The following is a 25,057-nucleotide window of genomic DNA, read 5'->3' as shown; positions in this document are numbered from 1 at the left end:
ATGTAATTGGTTACCGCCGGCGCCGGCCCGGCGTTTGCGGCTAGAGATTGCGGCCCATGTCGAGGAATTTCTGACGCCGGTTGCGGCGCAGCATGTCTCCGTCGAGCGGGCTGAGATCGGCGAGACCGCCGGCGATCGCATCGCCGGTCGCGGCGATGACGGCAGCCGGATCGCGGTGCGCTCCGCCGACCGGTTCTTCGATGATATCGTCGATGACGCCGAGCTGTTTCAGGTCCTGAGCGGTGATTTTCATATTCGCGGCCGCGTCCTTGGCCCGGGCCGCGTCGCGCCACAGGATCGAGGCGGCGCCTTCCGGCGAAATGACGCTGTAGATGGCATGCTCGAGCATATAGATCCGATTGCCCGTCGCAATGGCGATGGCGCCACCCGATCCGCCTTCGCCGATGACAACCGAGATGATCGGGACCTTGACGTTGAGGCACATTTCGGTCGACCGGGCGATGGCCTCGGCCTGGCCGCGCTCCTCGGCGCCGACGCCCGGATAGGCGCCCGACGTGTCGATCAGCGTAATGACCGGCAGAGCGAAGCGATCGGCCATCTCGAGAACACGCACCGCCTTGCGGTAGCCCTCGGGCCGGGCGCTGCCGAAATTATGCCGGATACGGGACTTTGTATCATTGCCCTTTTCCTGGCCAATGATCGCCACACCCTGCCCGCGGAAGCGGCCGAGACCGGCCTGGATCGCCTCGTCGTTCGAGAATTTGCGGTCACCGGCAAGCAGGGTGAACTCGTCAAAAAGGGCGTCTGCGTAATCGCGAAAATGCGGACGGGCCGGATGGCGCGCAACCTGTGTCTTCTGCCAGGGTGTCAGTTTCGTATAAAGATCGGCCAGCACGTCCTTGGCGCGCGCTTCCAGCTTTTCGATCTCGGCAGCGGTGTCGATGATCTCGTCGTCCCCGGCAAGCCTGCGAAGTTCGTGTATCTTGCCTTCAATGTCTGACAACGGTTTTTCGAAGTCGAGATAGTTGATCATCTATGTCCGATCTCAGGCTGTTTTCCGGCGCGTCGTGTTTTCTGGCTAAGAGCCATTGCCGCTCAAAGCAAGAAAAAACACAAATCGCGCGCTCTATGTGCCGTTTTTATCCGCAATTGCAAGGGGATGATTCTCGCTGACCAAACGGTGCAGCCGCTCCTCGAGTATGTGGGTGTAGATCTGGGTCGTCGAGATATCCGAGTGGCCGAGCAACTCCTGAACCACGCGCAAATCGGCGCCGTTCTGCAAAAGATGGCTGGCGAAGGCGTGCCGCAGGACATGCGGCGACAACGCCTTTGCCGGCAGGCCGCTGCGAATGCCGAGCGCCTTCAATTCGCGGGCAAACACCTGCCTTGGCAGATGCCCGTCTGCCGCGCGCGAGGGAAACAGGAACGGCGATGCGCCGCTCTTGTCGTGGCGGCGAAGCGCCCCCGCATATCGCATCAGCGCATCCCTCGACGCGGACGAAAGCGGCACAAGACGCTCCTTGCCGCCCTTGCCCCTGACGATAAGGAAGCGTTTGTCCTGCCGGGTCGCGACGGATGCCGGCAGGGCGACGAGTTCGGACACCCGCAGCCCGGTGGCATAAAGCAGTTCGATCAGCGCAAGGCGGCGCAGCCGTATCAGATGTTCGCCATCCTCGATGCCTGCTTCGTCGGCTTCGCTTCTGGCGCGGTCGATCAGCGCCGTGACGTTTTCGACGCTCAGGGTCTTGGGCAGCGGCCGCTTTTTCTTCGGCGAATCCAGAATGCCGGTCGGGTCGTCGCCACGCATGCCCTCCGTATAGAGGAACCGGTAGAACTGGCGCAGCGCCGACAGGCGCCGCGCCTGCGAGCTCGCCGCAAATCCACGATCGGCGACGTCGGAGAGATAATGCCGCAGATCCTCGCTCGTCGCCGCCGCGAGGCTTGATCCCGCGCCGCTTACAAAGGCGTGTGCGTCTTCAAGGTCGTTGCGGTAGGACGCCAGGGTGTTGCCGGCCGCGCCGCGCTCGGCGCTCATCATCTCCAGGAAGGCTTCCACATGCGCCAGGCTCAGGTCAGCCATTGCGCATTGCCTTTGCCGTGTCAGTCCGGATTGACCTTCTCGGTCGGCACGCGAACTTCGATCTGGCGCGGTTTGGGGTCAACATAAACGGTCAGCGCATACATGGCGCCATACACCAGGCCGGCAACAACTGCGCAAAAGACAAGAAACCGGATGAGTGACGGCATGCCTCGTTCCATGGATTCGATCAGGTCTGCCCCTTTATGGTCGAGGCAATGGCCTGTTGCAAGGCCGGAATGGGACTGCCGTCAAGCATGGGCGGGGGTGCGTCTGCTTGACGGCGTGCGAACATTTGCCGATACCGGTGAAACAGACTATGGAAGCTGTCGAATGATGACCCGTGCATCCGAATCCGCACACTCTCAAGCCGATGAGGCGCGTGCCTGTCTCGGCAAACGGATCGTGGCGTTTGTCGGGCTCATGGGCGCCGGCAAATCGGTGATCGGCAGGCTGACCGCCCAGGCCATGCGCATTCCGTTTGTCGATTCCGACCATGAAATCGAACATGTCTCCCGCATGTCGATCTCGGATCTGTTTGCCCGGTATGGCGAGGCGGAATTCAGGGCGCTGGAGGCGCGGGTTATCAAGCGGCTCGTGCAGGAGGGGCCAATGGTGCTCTCGACCGGTGGCGGCGCCTTCATGCAGGCCCCGGTTCGGGAAAACATCGAGCGTTGCGGCCTGTCGCTTTGGCTGAAGGCGGATCTGGATGTGCTTTGGGAACGGGTGAGACGCCGCAGTCACAGGCCGCTCCTGAAGACGGACGATCCCGAGGCGGCGCTGTCGGCGCTGCTGGACGAGCGCTATCCTGTCTATGCGCAGGCCGATCTCATCGTTCAGTCGCGCGACGTGGCCAAGGAAACGATCGTCGACGAAGTTCTGGACGCAATTATCAAACACGGACCGCAAGCGGCCGATGGCACGAACAATGGTTGATCGAATGATGGCGAGCAGCGAACCGGACGAGACGGCAAAGGTGCGGGTCGAACTGGGCGCGCGGTCCTACGATATCCTGATCGGGCCCGGGCGCATTGCCGAGGCGGGCGCGCAGATCGCGGCGCGGCTGCCGGGCGCGCATGTTGCCGTCATCACGGACGAGACGGTTGCCGCACTTCATTTCGAAGCGCTGCACAACAGTCTTTCGGGTGCCGGCATCAGGACGGCAAAGGTCGTGCTGCCGGCCGGCGAACGGACCAAGAGTTTCGAACATCTCATGCAGGCCTGCGACGAGGTGCTGGACGCCCGGCTGGAACGCGGCGATGCCGTCGTTGCGCTCGGGGGCGGGGTGATCGGCGATCTCACCGGCTTTGTCGCCGGCATCGTGCGCCGCGGCATGCATTATGTGCAGGTGCCGACGACCTTGCTGGCCCAGGTCGATTCCTCCGTCGGCGGAAAGACCGGCATCAATACCGGCCATGGCAAAAACCTGGTCGGCGTCTTTCACCAGCCCGAACTGGTGCTCGCGGACACCGATGTCCTCGACACGCTCAGCAAGCGCGAGTTTCGCGCCGGCTATGCCGAGGTCGCCAAATACGGCCTGATCGACCGGCCGGATTTCTTCGCCTGGCTGGAGAAGAACTGGCGGGAGGTGTTTTCCGGCGCCGCCGCCCGTGTCGGCGCCATTGCCAGGAGTTGCCAGGCAAAGGCCGATGTGGTTGCCGCCGACGAGCGCGAAGGCGGCCACCGTGCCCTGCTCAATCTCGGGCATACGTTCGGTCACGCGCTCGAGGCGGCGACCGGATATGACGGCAGGCGGCTGGTGCATGGCGAGGGGGTCGCCATCGGCATCGTCATGGCGCACGAGTTCTCGGCGCGCATGAACCATGCAAGCCCGGACGACGCAAGGCGCGTGGCGGCGCATTTCCAGGCCGTCGGCCTGCCGACGCGTATGAGCGATATTGACGGCGCGCTGCCGCCACCCGATATATTGATGCAGCACATTGCCCAGGACAAAAAGGTCAAAAGGGGGAAGCTGACCTTCATCCTTACGCGGGGAATCGGCCAGTCCTTTATCGCCGACGACGTGCCGCAATCCGAAGTTCTCGGTTTCTTGAAGGAAAAATACACACAATGATTGCCGAATACTGGCTGGTCATCCTCATCATTCTCGGCCTTGTCGCGCTGTCAGGCTTCTTTTCCGGTTCGGAAACGGCCCTGACCGCCGCCTCGCGGGCGCGCATGCACCAGCTCGAGGCCAACGGGCAGCGCAGCGCCGGCATCGTCGCGCGGCTGATCCAGCGCCGCGACCGGCTGATCGGGGCGCTGCTGATCGGCAACAATCTGGTCAATATCCTCGCCTCGGCGCTGGCGACCAGCCTGTTCCTGAGCCTCTTCGGCGAGGCCGGCGTTGCCTATGCGACGCTCGCAATGACGGTTCTTCTCGTGATCTTTGCCGAGGTCCTGCCAAAAAGCTGGGCGATCTCCTCCACCGACCGTTTTGCCATGACGGTGGCACCGGTGGTGCGTGTCTTCGTTGCCGTTGCCGGTCCGCTCTCGAGTGTCGTCAACGCCATTGTCCGGCGCCTTCTCGGCATTCTCGGTGTGACGCTTTCAACCGAGACCTCCATGCTGTCGGCGCATGAGGAGTTGCGCGGCGCCGTCGCGCTGCTGCACCGGGAGGGGTCGGTGGTCAAGGCCGACCGCGACCGGCTCGGCGGTGTGCTCGACCTCGGTGAACTCGAAGTCTCCGATGTGATGGTGCACCGCACGTCGATGCGCATGATCAATGCCGACGAGGAGCCGGAAACCGCCGTGCGCCAGGTGCTGGAAAGCCCCTATACCCGCATGCCGGTGTGGCGCGGCGAGACCGAGAACATTATCGGTGTGATCCACGCCAAGGACGTGCTGCGGGCGCTCGCCGGCGCAGGCGGCGAGCGCAAGACGGTCGATATCGTCAAGACGGCGCAAAAGCCGTGGTTCGTGCCGGACACCACCAATGTGAAAGACCAGCTCAGCGCGTTTTTGCGGCGCAAGGCTCACTTCGCCATCGTCGTTGACGAATATGGCGAGGTGGAAGGGCTGGTCACGCTTGAGGATATTCTTGAGGAAATCGTCGGCGACATCGCCGATGAGCACGATCTGGAAATGCAGGGCGTGCGGCAAGAGGCGGACGGTTCGGTTGTCGTCGACGGAAACGTGCCGATCCGCGACCTCAACCGGGCGCTGGACTGGAACCTGCCTGACGAGGAAGCAACGACGGTTGCGGGCCTCGTCATCCATGAATCGCAGATCATTCCGGAAGAGCGTCAGGCCTTCACCTATCACGGCATGCGGTTCATCGTCATGAAACGTGTGAAGAACCGCATCACCAAGCTGCGCATCCGGCCGGTGGCTTCGGAGAGCGGGGGTTAGGCCGCTCTACCAGCGAACCTTTTCGTCCGGTGCCGCGGGCTCGATCGCCAGGGCGTGAACGCCGGCCTCCAGTTCCTCGTTGAGCAATTCGTTGACGGCCCGATGCCTTGCAATGCGGGGCATGCCGGCAAATCTGCCTGATACGATACGGATCCTGAAATGGGTTTCGCCGGTTCCGTCGAAGCTTTCCTGATGACCCGCGTGCTGGTGACTTTCGTTGATGACATCGAGGCGCTGAGGCGCGAATGCATCACGAAGTTTTTTTGTCATGCGCGTCTCAATTGGTCCGATTTGTCCTGTCATGACAGCTTATTCCTGCTATGATATTGCGCCTTGGCCCGATGCGGAACGATTCAACCCGCCGGACCACTCCGATAATAGGGCAAAACGCGGCAAGTCAATGCTTGTTTGCATGCGCGGCACATATCGTAATTGAGCACATGAAACTGGATTCGAAATATTTTGACAGCATCCGCTCGTCCAAACGGAAGGGCAAGAAGGGGGCGAAGAAGGCCGCCGACGTACCGACCTGCCAGTGGGATGGATGCGAGAAGAAGGGTGAATTCAAGGCGCCGGTCGGCCGTGAGGCCGAGGGCGAATACTTCCTGTTCTGCGCGGAGCATGTGCGTGAATACAACAAGGGCTACAACTATTTTTCCGGATTGTCGGACGGTGAGATCGCCCGCTACCAGAAAGAGGCGCTGACCGGCCATCGGCCGACCTGGACCGTCGGCGTCAACAAGACCGGCAGCGCCCGGCCCAACCCGCAGCATGCGCAGGCGCGCTCCGGCAGCGCCGCCGCCTATGCGAATATGCGCGATCCGTTCCGGCTGTTCGAGGAGCGCGGTTCGGCGCGCGCGCAGCCGCGCAAACGCAAGCTCAAGACGTTGGAAGCCAAAGCTTTCGACACGATGGGCCTTGCCGCAAATGCGACCTCCACCGATATCAAGACGCGCTACAAGGAACTCGTGAAACAGCACCATCCCGATGCCAATGGCGGCGACCGCGGATCGGAGGAGCGGTTTCGCGAGGTAATTCAGGCCTATCAATTGTTAAAACAGTCTGGTTTCTGCTAGACGATGCCTGCAGACAAACAATTCACGGACAATTCGGAGCCTGTGAAGCGTAAAGCGGCCGGCAAGGACGGCCGTGGTGGAGACATGATGAACAAGATTGACCTCGATATTTCCAATCTGCCGGACACCACCGTCCAGGTCAGGGAAGTGTTTGATATCGATACCGATCTCAAGGTGCCGGCCTATTCGCAGGCCGATGCGTATGTGCCGGATCTGGATCCGGATTACCTCTTCGACCGCGAGACGACGCTGGCGATCCTGGCCGGTTTCGCGCATAACCGCAGGGTCATGGTCTCCGGCTATCACGGAACCGGCAAATCGACGCATATCGAGCAGGTCGCCGCGCGGCTCAACTGGCCCTGCGTGCGCGTCAATCTCGACAGTCATGTCAGCCGTATCGACCTTGTCGGCAAGGATGCCATCGTGCTTCAGGACGGCAAGCAGGTCACCGAGTTCAGGGACGGTATCCTGCCCTGGGCCTATCAGCACAACGTGGCGCTGGTGTTCGACGAATATGATGCCGGCCGGCCCGATGTGATGTTCGTGATCCAGCGGGTGCTCGAATCGTCCGGCCGCCTGACGCTTCTCGACCAGAGCCGGGTCATCCGTCCGCACCCGGCATTCCGGCTGTTTGCGACGGCGAACACGGTCGGCCTCGGCGATACGACCGGCCTCTATCACGGAACGCAGCAGATCAACCAGGCGCAGATGGACCGCTGGTCGATCGTCACGACGCTCAACTATCTGCCGCATGACAATGAGGTGAACATCGTGCTGGCCAAGGTGAAGAGCTTCGACACCGAAGAGGGGCGCGACCGGGTCTCGAAAATGGTCCGCGTCGCGGACATGACGCGCGCCGCCTTCATCAACGGCGATCTTTCAACCGTGATGAGCCCGCGCACCGTGATCACCTGGGCCGAGAACGCGGAGATTTTCGGCGATCTTGCCTTCGCCTTCCAGCTTACCTTCCTCAACAAGTGCGACGAGCTGGAGCGGTCGCTGGTGGCCGAGCAATATCAGCGCGCCTTCGGCGAGGAGCTCAAGGAAAGCGCGGCCAATATCGTTCTGGATTCGTAGCGCCCATGGCCGGCCGCGGTGACAATTCGAGGGCGACCGCCCGTCCGCCGGTCGATTCGGAGCCGTTCAAGCGCGCCTTGACGGGCTGCGTGCGTTCGATCGCCAACGATCATGAACTCGAAGTGGTGTTCGCCAACGACCGGCCGGGCCTTGCGGGCGAGCGGGCGCGGCTTCCCGATCTGCCCAAGCGCCCGACGCGTAGCGACGTCAGCGTGACGCGCGGGGTCGGGGATTCGCTGGCGTTGCGCAAGGCCTGTCACGATAGTGCCGTTCACACCGCGATGGCGCCGCAGGGCGACGATGCACGCGAGATATTCGACGCGGTGGAACAGGCGCGGATCGAGGCGATCGGCGCCAAACGCATGGCGGGCGTCGCGGACAATCTGACGGCGGTGCTGTCGGATCGCTGCACCAAGGCAGGCTACCGTAACATCACCGACAGGACGCAGGCCCCGCTGCACGATGCGCTGTCGCTTCTGGTGCGCGAGAAACTCACCGGTCAGGCGCCGCCCGACGCGGCGGGACCGGTGCTTGACCTTTGGCGCGACTGGATCGAGGAGAAGGCCGGCTCCGACATGGAGCAGCTCGGTGAAGCGCTGGAGGATCAGCAGACCTTTGCCCGGCTTGTACGCGACATGCTGGCGCATATGGATGTCGCCGAGGAATACGGCGAAGATCCCGAGCAGCAGGATCAGCAGGACGAGACCACCGACGACGACCAGCCCCGGTCCGACGAGGAAAACGACCAGAGCTCTCAGGACGAGGCCGGCTCCGAGGCCGCGCCGGCCGAGGAAAACGAATCCGCCGACGAACAGATGGAAGACGGCGAGATGGACGGCGCCGAGGTCACCGAGGACGATATGCTCGATGACCAGGACGAGGACGCCGAAACGCCGGGCGAGACGCGGCGGCCGAACACGCCGTTCGACGATCTCGGGCAGAAGGTCGATTACGGCGTTTTCACCGAACAGTTCGACGAGACCGTTGCCGCCGAGGAGCTTTGCGAGGAAGCCGAGCTGGAACGGCTGCGCGCCTTTCTCGATAAGCAGCTCTCGCATCTGCAGGGGGTCGTGGGACGGCTTGCCAACCGGCTGCAGCGGCGGCTGATGGCGCAGCAGAACCGGGCCTGGGAATTCGATCTGGAGGAAGGCTATCTCGATTCCGCGCGCCTCGTGCGCATGGTGATCGACCCGATGCAGCCGCTCTCCTTCAAGATGGAGCGCGATACCAATTTCCGCGACACCGTCGTCACGCTGCTGATCGACAATTCCGGATCGATGCGCGGCAGACCGATCACGGTTGCGGCGACCTGCGCCGATATTCTGGCGCGTACACTGGAGCGCTGCGGGGTCAAGGTCGAAATCCTCGGCTTTACCACCAAGGCCTGGAAGGGCGGGCAGGCCCGCGAGAAATGGCTGGGCGAGGGCAAGCCCGCCAATCCCGGCCGGCTCAACGATCTTCGCCACATCGTCTACAAGTCGGCCGATGCACCGTGGCGGCGGGCGCGGCGCAATCTCGGCCTGATGATGCGCGAGGGGCTGCTGAAGGAAAACATCGACGGCGAGGCACTGATCTGGGCGCATAACAGGCTGCTCGGCCGGCCCGAGCAGCGGCGCATCCTGATGATGATTTCGGACGGTGCGCCGGTCGACGATTCCACCCTTTCGGTCAATCCCGGCAATTATCTCGAGCGTCATCTAAGGGCGGTCATAGAGGAGGTCGAGACGAAATCTCCGATCGAACTGCTCGCCATCGGTATCGGGCACGACGTGACGCGCTATTACCGCCGTGCCGTGACCATTGTCGATGCGGAGGAACTTGCCGGAGCCATGACCGAGCAATTGGCGTCCCTTTTCGAGGAAGAGCAGGGCGGGCCGGTGATGCGGCGCGCGGGCTAATAGCTATGAAAAGCCTCTTTTTTGTCGCGCTGGCCGTGAGCCTTGCGGTCGTTCCGGGCATAGCCGGTGCGCGCGATGAGGGCGTAAGCCGTATCGAGGTTGAAGCGTATCAGATCCCGAGGTTCCGCGTTCGCTCCGAGGCGACGCGGTTCGGCGCGCTCGAGTTTATCGGCGGGATCGAAATCACCTCGCCCGACGGCCTGCTGGGCGGCATTTCCGGTTTGCGGGTGATGCCGGACGGGATCGGTTTCGTCGGCGTTCTGGATACGGGACACTGGATCACGGGCAAGCTTGAGCGCGATGCGGACGGCCTGCTGGCGGGGCTTGCCGATGTCGATATCGCCCCGATGCGCGACGGTGACGGCGACGTCGTTCAGCAGCGTTATCATGTTGACGCGGAAGGTCTTGCGATCGACGGCGATGAGGTCTTCGTCAGTTTCGAGCGGCAGCACCGGATCGAGAAGCACCGCCTTGGGGACCTGCCGCAATCGTCACCGCAGCGTGAGGTTCCGCAGCCGATTCCACTCTACGAGTTCCGCAACAATCGCGGCCTTGAGGCACTGAGCGTCGCGCCCGCGGGAACGCCGCTTGACGGCGCCCTTGTCGCGGTGAGCGAAAAGAGCCTCGACAGGAAGGGCGATATCTTCGCCGCGATCGTCACCGGTCCGAAGAAGGGCGTGTTCTTCGTGCGCCGCCATGCGCCGTTCGACGTTACCGACGGCGATTTCCTGCCGAATGGCGATCTGTTGTTGCTGGAGCGCCGGTTTTCACTGGCGGAAGGCGTGGGCATGCGCATCCGGCGCATTGCCGGCGCTGACATCATGCCCGGCGTAACGGTCGACGGCGATATCCTCGTCGAGGCCGATCTCGGCCACCAGATCGACAATATGGAGAGCCTCGACGTCTTTGAGGCCGAGGACGGAAGCACGCGCATTCTGCTGGCGTCGGACGACAACCACTCGCTGCTGCAGCGCAGTCTGCTGCTGGAGTTCGAAATCCCGAATGAGGATACGGACTGAAGCGGGCCGCCTGTCTCAGGAGGGCTGGCCGGAAGGCCGGTGCAGGCGCAATATCGACAGGAAAACGCGATAAGGCGCCAGCATGGCGAGCGAAACCAGCAGCTTGACCGCAAGGTCGCCAATCGCCCAGGACATCCAGCGCGGCGCCTCCCAGGAAAAGAAGCCGAGCAAAGGGGCGGCCTCGATGGCGAAGGCGTCATTTGCGCCGAGCATTACGAAGAATGCGGCAAATGCCAGCGAGAAGAACAGCACCGTGTCGATGATCGAGCCGAGCACGGAGGAGATCAGCGGCGCATGCCACCAATGGGAGTGGCGCAGGCGGTCGAAGATCGAGACGTCCAGCAATTGCGCAACCAGAAAGGCCGAACCGGAAGCTATCGCGATACGCGGTGTCGCCACATAGACGGATATGGCGACCGCGAGCACAAAGCCGGCCGTGACGATCAGACGGGCCTTTGCCGGTCCGAAGTGCCGGTTGGACAGGTCGGTCACCAGAAAGGCGATCGGGTAGGTGAATGCGCCCCAGGTCAGAATATCTTCCAGGATGAACGGTCCGATCGTGTACATGACCGGGAACTGGACAAGATAATTCGACGCGATCACCACCGCCGTCATCGCGAGCAGATAGGGATAGATGCGGGTTATCAGGCTGAGAGCCGAACGTGCTGAGTGTGCGAGCATTTTTTTATCCTGGGTGATGCCACCAGCGAAACCGGCACTAAATCTGGACCGGTTACAATGAAGCGGGCTGGTTGAGACGGCCCGCGGCTATTATAACATGCTTTCCGTGCCGGTCAGGCTGCCGCTTCGGCGGCCTTCTTGGCAATCTGCCGCTTCAGCAGGCGGGCGCGCATCGACAGTTCCTTCTCGTTTGCCTTCATCAGGAAAGCGTCGAGGCCGCCGCGATGCTCCACGGAGCGCAGCGCGGCCGCGGAAACGCGCAGCCGGTAGCTCTTGCCGAGCGCATCGGAAATCAGCGTGACGTTGCAAAGGTTCGGGAGGAACTTGCGCCGCGTCTTGTTGTTGGCGTGGCTGACATTGTTGCCCGACTGGACGGCCTTGCCGGTCAATTCGCAACTGCGGGACATGGGTTTCACCTTCAGTCTGATGGCCGGTTGCAATGCGTGTGCGGGGCCGTGCTCCGACCGCAGCTTTCTGGCCTGTAATTGGAAAGTCGCGGTTCTATAGTCGGCACTGGCGTGCGCGTCAAGTGAAAGCTGGCGTCGCAACGGCGAATGGGCTAGACCTTGCCGCGTTTTCGCGCGCCGCGCGCCCGATCGGAGAAAATCGCGCCCATGCAGGCAACGCTCATCGGATTCAGCGCCATTGTCATGTGGTCGCTTCTGGCGTTGCTGACCGCTTCCTCGGGCCAGGTTCCTCCGTTCCAGCTCGCCGCCATGTGTTTTACCATCGGCACGGCCATCGGGCTGGCGGCTCTTGCCGTTCGGCCCTCGGGACTACGGACCCTCCTGCGCCAGCCTTTGCCCGTCTGGCTCCTCGGGGTCGGCGGCCTGTTCGGCTACCATTTCCTCTATTTTACCGCCCTGCGCAACGCGCCGCCGGTCGAGGCCGGGCTGATTGCCTATCTCTGGCCGCTGCTGATCGTCGTCGGATCGGCGCTTCTGCCCGGAGAGCGTCTTGGATGGCAGCATGTGGCGGGTGCTCTCGCGGGCCTTCTGGGGACCGTTTTGATCGTTTCGAGAAACGGTCTTTCCTTCGATGACCGGTTCCTGTTCGGCTATGGCGCCGCGCTGCTTTGCGCGTTCACCTGGTCGGGCTATTCGCTGCTGTCGCGGCGCTTCGGGACGGTGCCGACCGATGTGGTCACCGGGTTCTGCGCGCTGACGGCCATCCTGTCGCTGCTGTGCCATCTGATGCTGGAGGAAACCGTATGGCCGGTCGGCGCCGTTCAATGGGCCGCTGTCGCCGGGCTCGGCCTGCTGCCTGTCGGCGCGGCCTTTTATGCCTGGGACCACGGGGTCAAGCACGGTAATATCCAGGTTCTCGGAACGGCCAGTTATGCAGCGCCGCTGTTTTCCACGCTGATCCTGATTGCCGCCGGCGCGGGGCGGGCCGACTGGCACATTGCCGCCGCCTGCGTCCTGATCACCGGAGGCGCCGTCCTGGCGGCAAAGGATCTTCTGCTTGCCGGCAGCCGCAGGGGAGAGCAGGCGTGAGCCTTTTTGAATACGGTCTCGATACACCGCTGCAGGGCACGTTCCTGTTTTCGGTGGTGGCGGCGTTCCTTTATCTTTTCATGGTTTCAAGGCCGCCGTCGGCCCGGCGCACGGGTGTCAAGACGCTGTCCATCGCGCTTCTTGCCGTCCTCTCGGTGCTGGCGGACGGGCCTATTCTGCTGACGGCCGCGCTGCTTGCCTGCGCCATCGGCGATGCCTTTCTGGCGCAGGACGACGACCGGGCCTTCCGGTTCGGCATTGGCGCGTTCCTTCTCGGCCACCTGCTCTATATCGCGCTCTTTTTCGGGCAAGGCAGCACCGGTCTCTTCGCCGGGCAGCCCTGGCGCCTGGGCGTGGCCGCCGCGATTGTCGTCACCGGTGTTGCGGTTGCACGCAGGCTGTTGCCGGCGGCCGGTGCGCTGAGGAGCGCCGTCAGCGTCTATATCGCCGTCATCGTCATCATGGCGCTTTGCGCGCTGACGATGCCCGGATGGGGCGTTTTCCTCGGCGCGGTTCTGTTCATGGCATCCGATGCAATGCTGGCGTTTCAGCGGTTCCTGCTGCCGGCCGAACAGGGTGTGCCCCTGCGGGCGATGTTTGTCTGGGTCAGCTACTATCTCGCCCAGCTTGTGATCACGCTGGCCGTCCTGGGCTTTTAGAAGCTGTCCTTGCGGCGGCGGATCTCGGCAAAGACCTGTGCATCGCCGGCATCGGCCATGCCGAGCATTTCGCGGATGGCGGGCTCGCCGGTGCGCAGGAACGGATTTGTCGCTTTTTCCACGCCGATGGTCGTCGGCAGCGTTGGCCGTCCGGCGTCCCGCAGCTTCGCGACGTCCTCGGCGCGTCGCTCGAGCGCCTCGTTGCCCGGTTCAATGGTGACGGCAAAGGCGGCATTCGACATGGTGTATTCGTGACCGCAATAAACCACGGTGTCGTCGGCAAGCGCGGCAAGCCGCTGCAGCGACGCATGCATCTGCTCCGGCGTTCCCTCGAATACGCGTCCGCAGCCGAGCGCAAAGAGCGTGTCCGCGGCAAAAAGCACGGACGCGCCGGGGATATAGTAGCAGATGTGGCCAAGCGTATGCCCCGGCGTTTCGATCACCTGGACCTCGAATTCGCCAAAATGAAAACGGTCGCCATCCGACACTTTTTTGTCGATCCCGGGGATCTTCCCGGCTTCAGAAGCCGGCCCGATGATATTGGCGCCGTAACGTTCCTTTAGAGCGGCATTCGCCTCGACATGATCGAAATGGTGGTGAGTGATCAGGATATGGTTCAGCCTCCAGTCTTTCTTTTCCAGCATGTCGACGATGGGCGCTTCCTCGGGTGCATCGATCGAGCCGGTGACACCTGTCTTCGGGTCATGGATCAGAATGCCGAAATTGTCCTGCCGGCATGGAAATTGTTCGATTAGGAATTCTGACATCTTAGTCTCCCGGAAGATTTGTTGCGATCATCGACCATACGCAATCAAAGCTCGCATTAACGTCAAATTCGATTGGCAGGCCCGGCGAGGTTCAATTTGGCGCTGCCACGCATTAGGTTTACACACATGCATACCGATATCGTCGATTTGCGGCAGTTTTACCATACACGGCTCGGAAGGCTCGCCGAGGACGCCATCGCCATGGCGCTGTCCTCGATTTGGGCAAAGCTGCCGGGGGAACGGCTCATGGGGCTTGGTTATGCGGTGCCCTATCTCGACCGTTTCAGGGCCGATGCGGATCGGACGTTCGCCTTCATGCCGGCGGGGCAGGGCGCGATCAACTGGCCGACGCTGGAGGCGTCGGCGACGGCGCTGGTCTTCGATGAGGAACTGCCGCTTTCCGATGCATCGGTCGACCGCATCCTGATGGTCCATGCGCTGGAATATGCCGAGAGCCCGCGGGAAACGCTGATGGAGGCCTGGCGGGTGCTGGCGCCCGGGGGGCGTCTCGTCATTGTCGTGCCGAACCGCCGCGGCATGTGGGCGCGTCTCGATCATACGCCCTTCGGTTCAGGCCGGCCCTATTCACGCAACCAGATCACCGGTCTGCTGCGCGATGCGAGCTTCACGCCCGGGGCGTTTGCCGAAGCGCTGTTTTTTCCGCCATCGCGGCACAAGGCGATCCAGAGCATGGCGCGCACGACGGAGCGGCTCGGCCGCCGCTACTGGCCGCTCTTCAGCGGGCTTGTCATTGTCGAGGCGCAAAAGCGCCTTTATCAGGGATTGCCGGTCGCCGAGCGTGCGTCGCGGCGGGTCTTCGTGCCGGTCCTTGCCCCGCAGGGGGCCTCGCGCACCGAACCGGATTTGCTCTAAGCCGGATCGGTTGAACCGCTTCAGCCGTCCATGGAATCAAGCTTGTCCTGCAGGGCGCGCAACTGATCCTTCAGTTCCTTCAGATCGGCGTTGTCGGATTTGGCCTTGTCTTCCGCCGCCGGTTCATCGCCGCCCGGCCCGCCGGCAAAGGGCGAGAACATCTGCATGGCCTGCTGGAACATTTCGGTGTTGCGCCTTACCTGTTCTTCCATCACCTGCATGGGCATCTGCATGTTGCGCGCCATCTGCGTCTCTCCGAACGCCTTGGTGATCTGCTCGCGCATCTGGTCCTGCTGGGCGGTGAAGGCGGTCATCGAATGTTCCAGATAGCTCGGCACCAGCATCTGCATCTGATCGCCATAATAGGAAATGAGCTGGCGCAGGAAAGACACGGGCAGGAGCGTGTTGCCGGTCTTCGATTCCTGCTCGAATATGATCTGCGTGAGGACGGAATGCGTGATGTCGTCGCCCGACTTGGCGTCAACCACCACAAAGTCGTCGCCGTTCTTGACCATCACTGCCAGGTCGTCCAGCGTCACATAGGTGCTGGTGCCGGTATTGTAGAGCCGACGATTGGCGTATTTTTTTATGACAATCTGCCCATCAGCTTTTGCCATGCATGCTACCTCCCTGCCGATGGATGCCGAATGACCGCCCCGTATCGAGACATCTTTTTTGATGATTGCGCGCGGGAAAATTCAACGCGTTTCCCATCGGTTGCCATCCCGAAAAAGCCTGTAATATCCGACACCAACACCAACATGACCATGACTTAAGGAAAAAGTATAGCATTATTTCAATTGGTTTGTGCAATGCGGCGAGTATGACGCGCCGATCGGGCCGGAAACGAAAGGACGCAAGGATTAGCGTAAATGCTGCAGGTGCGTTTGACTTCCGCCGCAACCTGCTTCACTTTCATTCGTGACACGATCCTGGACGACAACCCAACCCTCGGGGAATTCTTATGACACAACCATCAATCGTAATCGCCAGCGCGGCCCGCACGGCCGTGGGTTCCTTTAACGGCGCCTTTGCGACGGTCCCTGCCCATGAGCTCGGCGCCTGCGCCATCTCCGGCGCGCTTGAGCGGGCAGGTGTGGACCCGGCCGATGTCGACGAGGTGATCATGGGTCAGATCCTGCAGGCGGGCGAGGGTCAGAATCCGGCCCGCCAGGCGGCGATGAGCGCCGGTATCCCGCATGAGGCAACGGCCTGGGGCCTCAACCAGCTTTGCGGTTCCGGCCTGCGTGCGGTTGCTGTCGGAATGCAGCAGATCGCGACCGGCGATGCGGCGATCGTCGTTGCCGGCGGTCAGGAATCCATGTCGATGGCGCCGCACTGCGCTCACCTGCGCTCCGGTCAGAAGATGGGCGATCTGAAAATGATCGACACGATGATCAAGGACGGCCTGACGGATGCCTTCTACGGCTACCATATGGGCAACACGGCCGAGAATGTCGCCGAGCGCTGGCAGTTGACGCGCGAGGATCAGGACGGTTTTGCGGTCGCGTCGCAGAACAAGGCGGAAGCCGCTCAGAAGGCCGGCCGGTTCAAGGACGAGATCGTGCCGTTCACGGTCAAGACCCGCAAGGGCGACGTCGTCGTGGAGGATGACGAATATATCCGTCACGGCGCCTCGATCGATCAGATGGCGAAGCTGCGTCCGGCCTTCTCGAAAGAGGGCACGGTGACGGCGGGCAACGCGTCCGGCATCAATGACGGCGCGGCGGCGACCGTGCTGATGAGCGAAGAGGAAGCGGAAAAGCGCGGCATCAAGCCGATGGCGAAGATCGTGTCCTGGGCAACGGCGGGTGTCGATCCTCAAATCATGGGCACCGGTCCGATCCCGGCTTCCAAGAAAGCGCTGGAAAGGGCCGGGTGGTCGATCGCCGATCTGGAGCTTGTCGAGGCGAATGAGGCGTTCGCCGCACAGGCCTGCGCCGTCAACAAGGACCTCGGCTGGGACCCTGAGATCGTCAACGTCAATGGCGGCGCGATCGCCATCGGTCACCCGATCGGTGCGTCCGGGGCGCGGGTGCTCAACACGCTGCTTTTCGAGATGCAGCGCCGGGATGCCAAGAAGGGCCTTGCCACGCTGTGCATCGGCGGCGGAATGGGCGTCGCCATGTGCATCGAGCGCAGCTAACCAAACCCGCGCGTGCCGGCCCGCGGCACGCGCACAGACAACATCGGGGAGGTGTTATGAGCAGAGTTGCAGTTGTTACCGGCGGCACACGGGGTATCGGCGCCGCCATATCGGTCGGCCTCAAGGACGCCGGCTACAGCGTTGCCGCGAATTATGCCGGCAATGACGAGAAGGCGAATGCGTTCAAGGAGGAGACGGGAATCCCGGTCTACAAATGGGATGTCTCGGACTACCAGTCCTGCGTCGACGGCATCGCGAAGGTGGAGGCCGATCTCGGGCCGGTGGAGGTGCTGGTCAACAATGCCGGTATCACGCGCGACGCCATGTTCCACAAGATGACGCCGGAGAACTGGAACGATGTCATCAGCACGAACCTGAGCGGCCTCTTTAACATGACCCATCCGGTCTGGCCGGGCATGCGCGAGCGCGGTTTCGGCCGTGTCATCAACATCTCCTCCATCAACGGCCAGAAGGGCCAGATGGGTCAGGCGAACTACTCGGCCGCAAAGGCGGGCGATATCGGCCTGACAAAGACGCTGGCGCAGGAGGGCGCGGCCAAGGGCATTACGGTGAATGCGATCTGCCCCGGATATATCGGCACCGAGATGGTGCGGGCGGTCCCGGAGAAGGTTCTCAACGAGCGTATCCTGCCGCTGATCCCGGTCGGCCGCCTGGGCGAGCCGGAAGAGATCGCGCGCTGCGTCGTGTTCCTGGCCTCGGACGATGCCGGATTCATCACCGGATCGACCATTTCGGCCAATGGCGGGCAATATTTCGCCTGACAGCTGGTTTTTCTCATAAAAGGGCGGCGTCCGACGGGCGCCGCCTTTTGTTTTCCGATTCGTTTTTGCCGCCGGACCGTCGCGGTTGCGGTTGGCGCGTTAACCTTTTTTGCGGCGTTCCAGCGCATTCTGTTAAGGAATGGCCTGTGTTTTTGACCCGCGCGGTCGGACAAAGCCATGCCGATTTGTGTCGGTGCCAACATTGTGGGATAGATGTTGTGTGAACAAATCCGGAACCTGTGCCGGTCAGCGATTCGTCGCCGATTCGTTCCGTGTTTGGTCGTATTGTTAACGGTTCTTACGAAAAACAACTATTTGCCCGTTTACATACCGTTAAATTTTTTGACGCGTTTACAATCGTTTAACGATAGTTATCCGGGTAAATGCCGGGCGCGGGGCAATTCGTTAACGTCAAACGTTCGATTTCGCAGTTCCCGGCAAGCGGTGGCCGGTGGCGGATTCAGCATATAGTGTTGACCGCTCCGGGCGAGAGCAGATTTTGCCGTGAACAAACCCTGAATCTCATTGAGTCAGCGATTCGTCGCCGATTCGTTCCACCCCTGTTCCAAATGTTAACGGCGGAGATGAATTTTGCCGTGTGCAGCACCATGTGCCGTGATAAGAACCCCGCATTCCAATCGCAGATGTTTCACGTTTGATGTTCCAGTCCACACAGTCAGAAAACAGACCGTCGGTCCATAGCGGGCGCGGGGTGACCGCGGTGCTGGGGCCGACGAATACCGGCAAGACGCACTACGCCATCGAGCGTATGGTGGCGCATGGCAGCGGGGTGATCGGGCTGCCCCTGCGGCTGCTCGCCCGCGAGGTCTATGAGCGCATATGCCTCAAGGCGGGCCGCGCAAATGTCGCGCTGGTGACGGGTGAGGAGAAAATCAGCCCGAAAGGCGCGCGCTATTCGGTCTGCACGGTCGAGGCGATGCCGGAGGAGACCGATGCCGAATTTGTCGCCATCGACGAGGTGCAACTGGCCGGCGATCTGGAGCGCGGGCATGTCTTCACCAACCGCATCCTGAACCTGCGCGGCCGCGAGGAAACCCTGCTCCTGGGCGCCGGAACGATGCGCGGTATTCTGGAAAAACTGCTGCCGGGTCTGACCGTCGTGTCGCGGCCCCGGCTTTCCCACCTCGCCTATTCCGGTTCGAAAAAGATCACCCGCCTTCCGCGCCGGTCGGCCATCGTCGCCTTTTCGGCCGATGAGGTCTACGCCATCGCCGAGCTGATACGGCGCCAGCGCGGCGGAGCGGCCGTCGTGCTCGGCGCGCTCAGCCCGAGAACCCGCAATGCGCAGGTTGCGCTCTATCAGGACGGTGACGTTGAATATCTTGTGGCGACCGACGCTATCGGCATGGGGCTCAATCTGGATGTCGACCATGTCGCCTTCGCGCAGGACAGGAAGTTCGACGGTTATCAGTTCCGCAATCTGAACCCGGGCGAACTCGGACAGATCGCCGGACGTGCCGGCAGGCATATGCGCGACGGCACGTTCGGGGTCACCGGACGGGTCGATCCGTTCGCCGACGATCTTGTCGGGCGGATCGAGGGGCACGATTTCGAGCCGCTGAAGGTTCTCCAATGGCGCAGCAAGATGCTCGATTATTCGTCCGTTGGGGACCTTTGCGCCAGTCTCGACGAGGCGCCAAGCCTTCATGGCCTCAGCCGGGCGCTGCCCGCGGTCGACCGGCAGGCGCTCGACTATCTTTCCCGGGACGATGATATCGTCCGGCTGGCAAAGGGGCCGCAGGCGGTTGAGCGGCTTTGGGACGTGTGCGCCCTTCCCGACTACCGCAAGATCACACCGGCGCAACATGCCGACCTGATTGCGTCGATCTTCTGTGACATTGTCGAGCACGGCAATGTGCGCGAGGATTATGTGGCCGAACAGGTCAGGCGCGCCGACCGGACCGACGGGGAAATCGACACGCTGTCGGCGCGGATTTCGCAAATCAGAACCTGGACATACGCCGCGCACAGGCCCGGTTGGCTTGCGAATCCGTCACACTGGCAAGAAAAGACGCGCGAAATCGAGGATCGACTGTCCGATGCGTTGCATGAAAGGTTGACGAAACGCTTTGTTGACCGCAGGACATCTGTGCTCATGAAGCGGTTGAGAGAGAACGCTATGCTTGAAGCTGAAATCGGTGTTGACGGCGACGTGTTCGTCGAGGGGCATCACGTCGGACAGTTGAACGGGTTCCGGTTCACGCCCGATGCCAGTGCCGAGGGATCGGACGCCAAGGCCGTGCTGGCGGCGGCGCAGAAATCGCTGGCGCTCGAGTTCGAGGCGCGTGCGGCGCGGCTGCATGCATCGGGCAACAATGATTTCGCACTGTCTTCGGACGGGTTTGTGCGCTGGATGGGCGATCCGGTGGCTCGCCTTGCGGAAAGCGATGATATTCTGCGTCCGCGGGCCGTTCTGCTAGCCGACGAACAATTGACACAGCAGGCGCGGGACGTGGTCTCGGCGCGTATTGAGCGTTTTGTCGGTCATCACATCGGAACGATCCTCAAACCGCTGGACGACCTGGCAGCCGCCGAAGATCTTGAAGGCCTTGCCAAGGGGCTTGCCTTTCGGCTCGTCGAGGCCTTCGGCATTTTATTCCGGCGGGATGTCGCCGCCGATGTCAAGGCGCTTGACCAGGACGCACGCGGCACGCTGCGCCGTTATGGCATCCGCTTTGGCGCCTACCACGTGTTCATGCCGGCGCTCCTGAAACCGGCGCCGGCGGAGATGATCACACTGTTGTGGTCACTGCGCAATGAAGGCTTCGACAGGCCGGGATACGGTGAAATCACCGCTGCCCTGGCGGCCGGGCGGACGTCGATTGTCACGGACCCGTCCTATGAACGGGAATTCTACCGGCTCTCCGGATTCCGTTTCCTCGGCAAGCGCGCCGTGCGGATCGACATTCTGGAACGGCTTGCCGATATCATAAGACCGCTGTTGCAGTGGAAGCCGGATGCGGAACCGCGCCCGGAGGGGGCGTATGACGGACGCCGTTTCGTGACGACGCCGGCGATGCTCTCCATTCTCGGCGCGACCCCCGATGACATCGAGGAAATCCTCAAAGGCCTCGGCTACCGCTCCGAGCAGGTCAGCGCGGAGGAAGCGCATCTTTGTGGGCTCGACAGACAGGCGGCCGAGGCCGGCAAGAACGGTGTGGCGGAAAAAGAGAGCACGGAGGAGGCGACAGTGCAGGCGGATGCGCCCGCACAGGCCGAACCCGCAAAAGCCGAAGAGGCTGAGCCGCAGAAGGACGAGCCCGTTGCCGCAGCTGCCGAAGGCGCGGTGGTCGAAGCGCCGGCGGAGGAGAGCCCGGATACCGGTAAGGAAGAGGCCGGCGGAGCCGCGCCGGCGGAGCAGGACGAGACCGAGCCGCCGAAGCCGGTCCTGCTGTGGCGTCCGGCGGGCCGCTCCGACGGACAGCGCGGCCGCCATCAGCATCAGCGCAAGGGCGCCGGCCCGGCAAAGCAGCAGGGCAGGCATCGCGACGGCGATCGCGGCCCGAAAAAGCGCAAGGGCGGTTTCAAGGGAAAGCCGGGCAAGGGCAAAGGCGGCAGCTTTTCATCCAGGCCGCCGCGCACCAACAAGCCGGTCGATCCGGACTCACCCTTTGCCAAGCTTGCGGCGCTCAAGGAGCAACTCAACAAGTGACAATCCGCTCTGGCATGTCATGACCGGCGCAGACAGGCAGCGGATCGACAGATGGTTGTATTTCGCGCGTGTCGTCAAGTCCCGCTCGCTGGCGGCCAAGCTGGCGCAGTCGGGCCGTGTGCGCGTCAACGGTGACAAGATCGACCAGCCGAGCAGACAGGTGCGGCGTGACGACGTTCTGACCATTACGCTCGACCGCAGGATCCTGGTCCTGAAAATTCTGGAGCCGGGGGAGCGGCGGGGACCCTATCCGGAGGCGAAGACGCTCTATGAAGATTTGAGCCCGCCTCCGGTCAAAGCCGAAGACGCCGGCACGCCGCCGGCACTCGCCCCGTATCGTGACGCCGGCAGCGGCAGGCCGACCAAACGCGAACGGCGGAAGATGGACAAGTGGAAGTCCTCAGGCGACTGATCAACTCGTCCCGTCTGGTGATGCGACAAATTGTATCAGACGCAATCTCACTTCCCCGTGGCGGGGCCGCGAGGGTGCTTTTGTCCTGCGATGCCGGAAAAATTAGAAAGCGGTTTCTGGCGGATTTTCCTGCAGAGGCGAGACTGCATCACCTAGCGTTGCCATGGTCTTGCCAAGGCAAATCAAAGCCACTACCTGAATGTTTGTTCTAAAAGTAGCGCGTGCCGAATTCGGAGCCGTTCATGACATACATCGTCAACGACAATTGTATCAAATGCAAATACACGGACTGTGTGGAGGTCTGTCCGGTTGACTGCTTTTACGAGGGCGAGAACATGCTCGTCATCCATCCGGATGAGTGCATTGACTGCGGCGTGTGCGAACCGGAATGTCCTGCGGAGGCGATCAAGCCGGACACCGAGCCCGGCCTTGAAAAGTGGCTGCAGGTCAACACGGAATATGCCGAGAAGTGGCCCAATATAACCATGAAAAAGGACCCGGCTCCCGACGCCGACGAGTTCGACGGCATGGAAGGCAAATTCGAGAAGTTCTTTTCCGCCGAGCCCGGAGAAGGCGATTGAACGCCACGCGGCAATGCGCCTGACGACACCTGGCGACAAATCGCCTGTCTTGAAAACGGCACGGAATTAACCAATATATCTGAATGAGCCGGTCGCGCATGTGTGCAAGTGCGGCAAATTATTGATTTGCGCGGTTTTTTGTGGTAATTGTGTCAAACTGATCACAGGTGGGGCAAGGGTCCCGCCGCAATTGCCACGCTCACGGAAGAAAAACATCCCCGCGAACCTGAGTTCATCTGACAGCAGCTTGCATAAACGGCTGTCACATCGGGCTGGATGTTCATTGTCGACGTGTGCAGTTGAAAGTGAGAGGTTTAAGAGGGCCGTCATAGTTGAGCCTGCTTTGCCTTTGGTGCGGATCAGTACCCAACCCGGCGTTCTCCGGGGCTGTAATAGGGAGTAAAAAGAACGCATGACAACCCAAAAGAAGTCTTCTCAGCGTCAGGGTTTCAAGACAAACGAGTACATTGTCTACCCGGCCCATGGGGTAGGTCAGATCGTGGCTATCGAGGAACAGGAAGTCGCCGGCCACAAGCTGGAGCTTTTTGTGATCGATTTCGACAAGGACAAAATGCGGCTCAAGGTTCCGGTTGCCAAGGCATCCTCCATTGGCATGCGCAAGCTTGCCGAGACGGACTTTGTCGACCGTTCGCTCAAGGTGGTTCAGGGACGGGCGCGCATCAAGCGTACGATGTGGTCGCGCCGAGCACAGGAATATGATGCAAAAATCAATTCTGGTGACCTGATTTCCATCGCCGAGGTCGTTCGCGACCTCTACCGCGCTGAAAACCAGCCGGAGCAGTCCTATTCGGAGCGTCAGCTTTACGAAGCGGCGCTCGACCGCATGGCGCGCGAGATCGCGGCTGTCAACAAGCTTTCGGAAACGGAGGCCGTGCGCCTGATCGAGACCAATCTGAACAAGGGTCCGAAGCGCGGCAAGGCCGCATCCGAGGACGGCGCCAACGACGGCGAGACGCAGGAAGCGGCCGCTTAACGGTGCTTTAGCCACGTTCACCGGAATGTGAATGCGACACTGTCGCACAGGATATTCCAGCTTAAATGCATAAAAACCCGGTCACAGGCCGGGTTTTTTGCATGTTTTACTCAAGTTTCGGAAATTCGGGATCGATTGGTTCCAAATGGTGAACACTGCGTTTCATTGCAATTGCGGTGATCCGCACACACGATTGTGACGTAGTTAACGTGCGTTTGTCCGTAATATTGGGACACCGGGTCATCAGGCCCGCCGGATTTAAATCCTCAAGCGAGAGCCGGAGCGGCTTTCAGTCTGGAGCGTGACATGAGCGGAGTTCGTGCTGGAAATGACATGATAAAGGCGGCCATGGCCGCTCCCTATCTCGACCGCGAGGAAGAGCACGAGCTTGCGGTGAGCTGGAAAGAGAACAAAGATCAGGAGGCGTTGCACAAGATCGCAACCGCCCATATGCGGCTTGTCATCTCCATGGCGGCAAAGTTCCGGAATTTCGGTTTGCCGATGAACGATCTCATTCAGGAAGGCCATGTGGGGCTGCTTGAAGCGGCAGCGCGGTTCGAGCCCGAACGCGATGTGCGTTTTTCCACTTATGCCACCTGGTGGATAAGGGCATCCATACAGGATTATATCCTGCGTAACTGGTCGATCGTCCGTGGCGGCACCAGCTCGGCGCAGAAGGCTCTGTTCTTCAATCTGCGGCGTCTGCGCGCAAAGCTGTGGCGCAGCAACGAGAATATGGGCGAAAGCGCCATCCACCAGGAAATCGCGCTGGCGGTGGGCGTGAACGTCAAGGATGTCGCCGTCATGGACGCGCGGCTGTCGGGATCGGACACATCGCTCAATGCGCCTGTCTCCGATTCCGAATCGCCGGGATCCGACCGGATTGAGTTCCTCCCCAGTGACGATCCGCTGCCGGACGAGCAGGTCAGCATCATGATCGACCAGGAACGCCGCTCCGAGTGGATCAAATCCGCCCTCGACAAGCTCAACCCGCGCGAGATGAAGATTATCCAGGAGCGCAGGCTGAGCGAGAACGGCGCGACGCTGGAAGCACTTGGAACCAGCCTCGGCATTTCCAAGGAGCGCGTGCGCCAGATCGAGAACCGGGCGCTGGAGAAGCTCAAGGTGGCGCTTGAGAAAGATTCGCCGGCAATCACCAGCATCTAGAGCGGGTCCGGATCTTACCGGTCGGTCACGATCTTGACGTCCTGACCGACCGACAGGCTGGTGCCCTGCGGCAGCGCATTCAACAATCTGAACAGTTCCAGCCGGCGGTTCGTGCCGCGCATCCTGCCGGCAAGGCGGGTGACCGTGTCACCGGCCTTTACCGTCTCGGTCCGGATGCGCAGCGGTTTGAGCGCCGCAATCTCCGCCGGCGACAATTTACGGAATGAGCTGCGCACCAGCTGCGCGGTTGTCTCCAGGTTCCTGCTTCCCTTGGGCGCGGCGGTCAAAAGCCGGTAGATGCGGTTTCTGACGCGAATGACGGTCACATCAAAATCCCATGTGTCGGTCGAGGCGCGCGCCGTCGCGG

At 61.7% G+C, this 25,057-nt stretch carries 25 protein-coding genes and 1 pseudogene; 17 read left to right on the top strand and 9 right to left on the bottom strand.

Annotation, left to right across the window (positions count from 1 at the left end; genetic code table 11):
* Positions 1-40: 40 nt before the first annotated feature.
* The 3 genes from AC5E6N_RS09610 to AC5E6N_RS09600 all read right to left on the bottom strand — a co-directional run bounded on the left by AC5E6N_RS09610 (position 41) and on the right by AC5E6N_RS09600 (position 2,208).
* Positions 41-994, bottom strand: a complete 954-nt coding sequence (locus tag AC5E6N_RS09610) for an acetyl-CoA carboxylase carboxyltransferase subunit alpha (protein WP_491690116.1) — start codon at positions 992-994, stop codon at positions 41-43.
* A 93-nt stretch (positions 995-1,087) separates the two neighbouring features.
* A complete protein-coding gene (locus tag AC5E6N_RS09605) occupies positions 1,088-2,041 on the bottom strand; it encodes a site-specific tyrosine recombinase XerD (RefSeq protein ID WP_491747615.1) in 954 nt (317 codons plus the stop codon).
* 20 nt (positions 2,042-2,061) lie between these two features.
* Positions 2,062-2,208 carry a histidine kinase gene (locus tag AC5E6N_RS09600; protein WP_491690114.1) on the bottom strand — a complete coding sequence of 49 codons (147 nt, stop codon included), beginning with the start codon at positions 2,206-2,208 and terminating at the stop codon, positions 2,062-2,064.
* A gap of 163 nt (positions 2,209-2,371) precedes the next feature.
* On the opposite strand from AC5E6N_RS09600, the gene AC5E6N_RS09595 reads away from it, so the two are divergent.
* The 3 genes from AC5E6N_RS09595 to AC5E6N_RS09585 are packed head-to-tail and all read left to right on the top strand — an operon-like array spanning position 2,372 to position 5,389.
* Positions 2,372-2,974: a shikimate kinase gene (locus AC5E6N_RS09595; RefSeq protein WP_491747614.1), complete on the top strand. Its 603-nt coding sequence runs from the start codon at positions 2,372-2,374 to the stop codon at positions 2,972-2,974.
* A gap of 4 nt (positions 2,975-2,978) precedes the next feature.
* On the top strand, positions 2,979-4,112 hold the full coding sequence (gene aroB, locus AC5E6N_RS09590; protein WP_491747613.1) for a 3-dehydroquinate synthase: 1,134 nt from the start codon (positions 2,979-2,981) through the stop codon (positions 4,110-4,112).
* On the top strand, positions 4,109-5,389 hold the full coding sequence (locus tag AC5E6N_RS09585) for an HlyC/CorC family transporter (protein WP_491747612.1): 1,281 nt from the start codon (positions 4,109-4,111) through the stop codon (positions 5,387-5,389). Before aroB ends, AC5E6N_RS09585 begins: the two co-directional genes overlap by 4 nt.
* Positions 5,390-5,395: 6 nt before the next feature.
* Here the strand turns inward: AC5E6N_RS09585 and AC5E6N_RS09580 are convergent, their stop codons facing one another.
* Positions 5,396-5,659 carry a BolA family protein gene (locus AC5E6N_RS09580; protein ID WP_491690110.1) on the bottom strand — a complete coding sequence of 88 codons (264 nt, stop codon included), beginning with the start codon at positions 5,657-5,659 and terminating at the stop codon, positions 5,396-5,398.
* Between the two features lie 170 nt (positions 5,660-5,829).
* Here AC5E6N_RS09580 and AC5E6N_RS09575 point away from each other — a divergent pair, with 170 nt between their 5' ends.
* From AC5E6N_RS09575 to AC5E6N_RS09560, 4 genes are all read left to right on the top strand, one after another.
* On the top strand, positions 5,830-6,465 hold the full coding sequence (locus tag AC5E6N_RS09575; protein WP_491747611.1) for a J domain-containing protein: 636 nt from the start codon (positions 5,830-5,832) through the stop codon (positions 6,463-6,465).
* Between the two features lie 87 nt (positions 6,466-6,552).
* Positions 6,553-7,542 carry a cobaltochelatase subunit CobS gene (gene cobS / locus AC5E6N_RS09570; protein ID WP_491747610.1) on the top strand — a complete coding sequence of 330 codons (990 nt, stop codon included), beginning with the start codon at positions 6,553-6,555 and terminating at the stop codon, positions 7,540-7,542.
* Positions 7,543-7,547: 5 nt separating this feature from the next.
* Positions 7,548-9,440, top strand: coding sequence for a cobaltochelatase subunit CobT (gene cobT / locus AC5E6N_RS09565; protein WP_491747609.1), 1,893 nt, complete (start codon positions 7,548-7,550; stop codon positions 9,438-9,440).
* A gap of 5 nt (positions 9,441-9,445) precedes the next feature.
* Positions 9,446-10,459 (top strand): esterase-like activity of phytase family protein, encoded by a 1,014-nt coding sequence (locus AC5E6N_RS09560; protein ID WP_491747608.1) that lies wholly within the window; start codon positions 9,446-9,448, stop codon positions 10,457-10,459.
* A 15-nt stretch (positions 10,460-10,474) separates the two neighbouring features.
* Here the strand turns inward: AC5E6N_RS09560 and AC5E6N_RS09555 are convergent, their stop codons facing one another.
* Positions 10,475-11,140, bottom strand: coding sequence for a VUT family protein (locus tag AC5E6N_RS09555; RefSeq protein ID WP_491747607.1), 666 nt, complete (start codon positions 11,138-11,140; stop codon positions 10,475-10,477).
* A gap of 113 nt (positions 11,141-11,253) precedes the next feature.
* A complete protein-coding gene (gene rpmB / locus AC5E6N_RS09550; protein WP_491747606.1) occupies positions 11,254-11,547 on the bottom strand; it encodes a 50S ribosomal protein L28 in 294 nt (97 codons plus the stop codon).
* 207 nt (positions 11,548-11,754) lie between these two features.
* Here rpmB and yddG point away from each other — a divergent pair, with 207 nt between their 5' ends.
* Both yddG and AC5E6N_RS09540 read left to right on the top strand, forming a co-directional pair.
* On the top strand, positions 11,755-12,636 hold the full coding sequence (yddG, locus tag AC5E6N_RS09545) for an aromatic amino acid exporter YddG (protein WP_491747605.1): 882 nt from the start codon (positions 11,755-11,757) through the stop codon (positions 12,634-12,636).
* Entirely contained in the window at positions 12,633-13,295 is a 663-nt protein-coding gene (locus tag AC5E6N_RS09540) for a lysoplasmalogenase (protein ID WP_491747604.1), read from the top strand. The genes yddG and AC5E6N_RS09540 overlap by 4 nt, the downstream gene beginning before the upstream one ends.
* Here the strand turns inward: AC5E6N_RS09540 and gloB are convergent.
* Positions 13,292-14,062 (bottom strand): hydroxyacylglutathione hydrolase, encoded by a 771-nt coding sequence (gene gloB / locus AC5E6N_RS09535; protein WP_491747603.1) that lies wholly within the window; start codon positions 14,060-14,062, stop codon positions 13,292-13,294. The two genes, AC5E6N_RS09540 and gloB, sit on opposite strands and share 4 nt — an antisense overlap.
* A gap of 126 nt (positions 14,063-14,188) precedes the next feature.
* Between gloB and AC5E6N_RS09530 the strand changes: the two genes are divergently transcribed.
* Positions 14,189-14,935, top strand: coding sequence for a class I SAM-dependent methyltransferase (locus AC5E6N_RS09530; protein WP_491747602.1), 747 nt, complete (start codon positions 14,189-14,191; stop codon positions 14,933-14,935).
* Between the two features lie 20 nt (positions 14,936-14,955).
* On the opposite strand, the gene phaR is transcribed toward AC5E6N_RS09530, so the two are convergent.
* On the bottom strand, positions 14,956-15,552 hold the full coding sequence (gene phaR, locus AC5E6N_RS09525) for a polyhydroxyalkanoate synthesis repressor PhaR (RefSeq protein WP_491747601.1): 597 nt from the start codon (positions 15,550-15,552) through the stop codon (positions 14,956-14,958).
* Between the two features lie 347 nt (positions 15,553-15,899).
* Between phaR and AC5E6N_RS09520 the strand changes: the two genes are divergently transcribed.
* The 7 genes from AC5E6N_RS09520 to AC5E6N_RS09490 all read left to right on the top strand — a co-directional run bounded on the left by AC5E6N_RS09520 (position 15,900) and on the right by AC5E6N_RS09490 (position 24,690).
* Positions 15,900-17,081 carry an acetyl-CoA C-acetyltransferase gene (locus AC5E6N_RS09520; RefSeq protein WP_491747600.1) on the top strand — a complete coding sequence of 394 codons (1,182 nt, stop codon included), beginning with the start codon at positions 15,900-15,902 and terminating at the stop codon, positions 17,079-17,081.
* Between the two features lie 56 nt (positions 17,082-17,137).
* Positions 17,138-17,863, top strand: a complete 726-nt coding sequence (locus AC5E6N_RS09515; RefSeq protein ID WP_491747599.1) for a beta-ketoacyl-ACP reductase — start codon at positions 17,138-17,140, stop codon at positions 17,861-17,863.
* Positions 17,864-18,521: 658 nt separating this feature from the next.
* Positions 18,522-21,536, top strand: coding sequence for a helicase-related protein (locus AC5E6N_RS09510; RefSeq protein ID WP_491747598.1), 3,015 nt, complete (start codon positions 18,522-18,524; stop codon positions 21,534-21,536).
* Positions 21,537-21,555: 19 nt separating this feature from the next.
* A complete protein-coding gene (locus tag AC5E6N_RS09505; RefSeq protein ID WP_491747597.1) occupies positions 21,556-21,948 on the top strand; it encodes an RNA-binding S4 domain-containing protein in 393 nt (130 codons plus the stop codon).
* 242 nt (positions 21,949-22,190) lie between these two features.
* Entirely contained in the window at positions 22,191-22,529 is a 339-nt protein-coding gene (gene fdxA, locus AC5E6N_RS09500) for a ferredoxin FdxA (protein WP_491690094.1), read from the top strand.
* A gap of 412 nt (positions 22,530-22,941) precedes the next feature.
* Entirely contained in the window at positions 22,942-23,523 is a 582-nt protein-coding gene (locus AC5E6N_RS09495; protein ID WP_491690093.1) for a CarD family transcriptional regulator, read from the top strand.
* A 306-nt stretch (positions 23,524-23,829) separates the two neighbouring features.
* On the top strand, positions 23,830-24,690 hold the full coding sequence (locus AC5E6N_RS09490) for an RNA polymerase factor sigma-32 (RefSeq protein ID WP_491690092.1): 861 nt from the start codon (positions 23,830-23,832) through the stop codon (positions 24,688-24,690).
* Positions 24,691-24,704: 14 nt separating this feature from the next.
* On the opposite strand, the pseudogene AC5E6N_RS09485 reads toward AC5E6N_RS09490, so the two are convergent.
* Positions 24,705-25,057, bottom strand: a pseudogene (locus tag AC5E6N_RS09485) (metalloprotease); the annotation flags it as partial.

It is taken from the genome of Hoeflea sp. (assembly GCF_984452065.1).
Note: the sequence above shows the minus strand (reverse complement) of the source record. Positions and strands in the feature narration are given on the sequence as shown.

Bases quoted from the DNA above. Each gene is read 5' to 3' on its own strand.
- phaR (WP_491747601.1), bottom strand. From the start codon at position 15,552: ATGGCAAAAGCTGATGGGCAGATTGTCATAAAAAAATACGCCAATCGT.
- AC5E6N_RS09585 (WP_491747612.1), top strand. From the start codon at position 4,109: ATGATTGCCGAATACTGGCTGGTCATCCTCATCATTCTCGGCCTTGTC.
- AC5E6N_RS09555 (WP_491747607.1), bottom strand. From the start codon at position 11,140: ATGCTCGCACACTCAGCACGTTCGGCTCTCAGCCTGATAACCCGCATC.
- fdxA (WP_491690094.1), top strand. From the start codon at position 22,191: ATGACATACATCGTCAACGACAATTGTATCAAATGCAAATACACGGAC.
- AC5E6N_RS09600 (WP_491690114.1), bottom strand. From the start codon at position 2,208: ATGCCGTCACTCATCCGGTTTCTTGTCTTTTGCGCAGTTGTTGCCGGC.
- aroB (WP_491747613.1), top strand. From the start codon at position 2,979: ATGATGGCGAGCAGCGAACCGGACGAGACGGCAAAGGTGCGGGTCGAA.
- AC5E6N_RS09520 (WP_491747600.1), top strand. From the start codon at position 15,900: ATGACACAACCATCAATCGTAATCGCCAGCGCGGCCCGCACGGCCGTG.
- AC5E6N_RS09605 (WP_491747615.1), bottom strand. From the start codon at position 2,041: ATGGCTGACCTGAGCCTGGCGCATGTGGAAGCCTTCCTGGAGATGATG.
- AC5E6N_RS09510 (WP_491747598.1), top strand. From the start codon at position 18,522: ATGTTCCAGTCCACACAGTCAGAAAACAGACCGTCGGTCCATAGCGGG.
- AC5E6N_RS09560 (WP_491747608.1), top strand. From the start codon at position 9,446: ATGAAAAGCCTCTTTTTTGTCGCGCTGGCCGTGAGCCTTGCGGTCGTT.
- AC5E6N_RS09515 (WP_491747599.1), top strand. From the start codon at position 17,138: ATGAGCAGAGTTGCAGTTGTTACCGGCGGCACACGGGGTATCGGCGCC.
- AC5E6N_RS09595 (WP_491747614.1), top strand. From the start codon at position 2,372: ATGATGACCCGTGCATCCGAATCCGCACACTCTCAAGCCGATGAGGCG.
- AC5E6N_RS09530 (WP_491747602.1), top strand. From the start codon at position 14,189: ATGCATACCGATATCGTCGATTTGCGGCAGTTTTACCATACACGGCTC.
- AC5E6N_RS09575 (WP_491747611.1), top strand. From the start codon at position 5,830: ATGAAACTGGATTCGAAATATTTTGACAGCATCCGCTCGTCCAAACGG.
- rpmB (WP_491747606.1), bottom strand. From the start codon at position 11,547: ATGTCCCGCAGTTGCGAATTGACCGGCAAGGCCGTCCAGTCGGGCAAC.
- AC5E6N_RS09580 (WP_491690110.1), bottom strand. From the start codon at position 5,659: ATGACAAAAAAACTTCGTGATGCATTCGCGCCTCAGCGCCTCGATGTC.
- AC5E6N_RS09490 (WP_491690092.1), top strand. From the start codon at position 23,830: ATGAGCGGAGTTCGTGCTGGAAATGACATGATAAAGGCGGCCATGGCC.
- AC5E6N_RS09495 (WP_491690093.1), top strand. From the start codon at position 22,942: ATGACAACCCAAAAGAAGTCTTCTCAGCGTCAGGGTTTCAAGACAAAC.
- AC5E6N_RS09610 (WP_491690116.1), bottom strand. From the start codon at position 994: ATGATCAACTATCTCGACTTCGAAAAACCGTTGTCAGACATTGAAGGC.
- yddG (WP_491747605.1), top strand. From the start codon at position 11,755: ATGCAGGCAACGCTCATCGGATTCAGCGCCATTGTCATGTGGTCGCTT.
- AC5E6N_RS09505 (WP_491747597.1), top strand. From the start codon at position 21,556: ATGACCGGCGCAGACAGGCAGCGGATCGACAGATGGTTGTATTTCGCG.
- cobS (WP_491747610.1), top strand. From the start codon at position 6,553: ATGAACAAGATTGACCTCGATATTTCCAATCTGCCGGACACCACCGTC.
- gloB (WP_491747603.1), bottom strand. From the start codon at position 14,062: ATGTCAGAATTCCTAATCGAACAATTTCCATGCCGGCAGGACAATTTC.
- cobT (WP_491747609.1), top strand. From the start codon at position 7,548: ATGGCCGGCCGCGGTGACAATTCGAGGGCGACCGCCCGTCCGCCGGTC.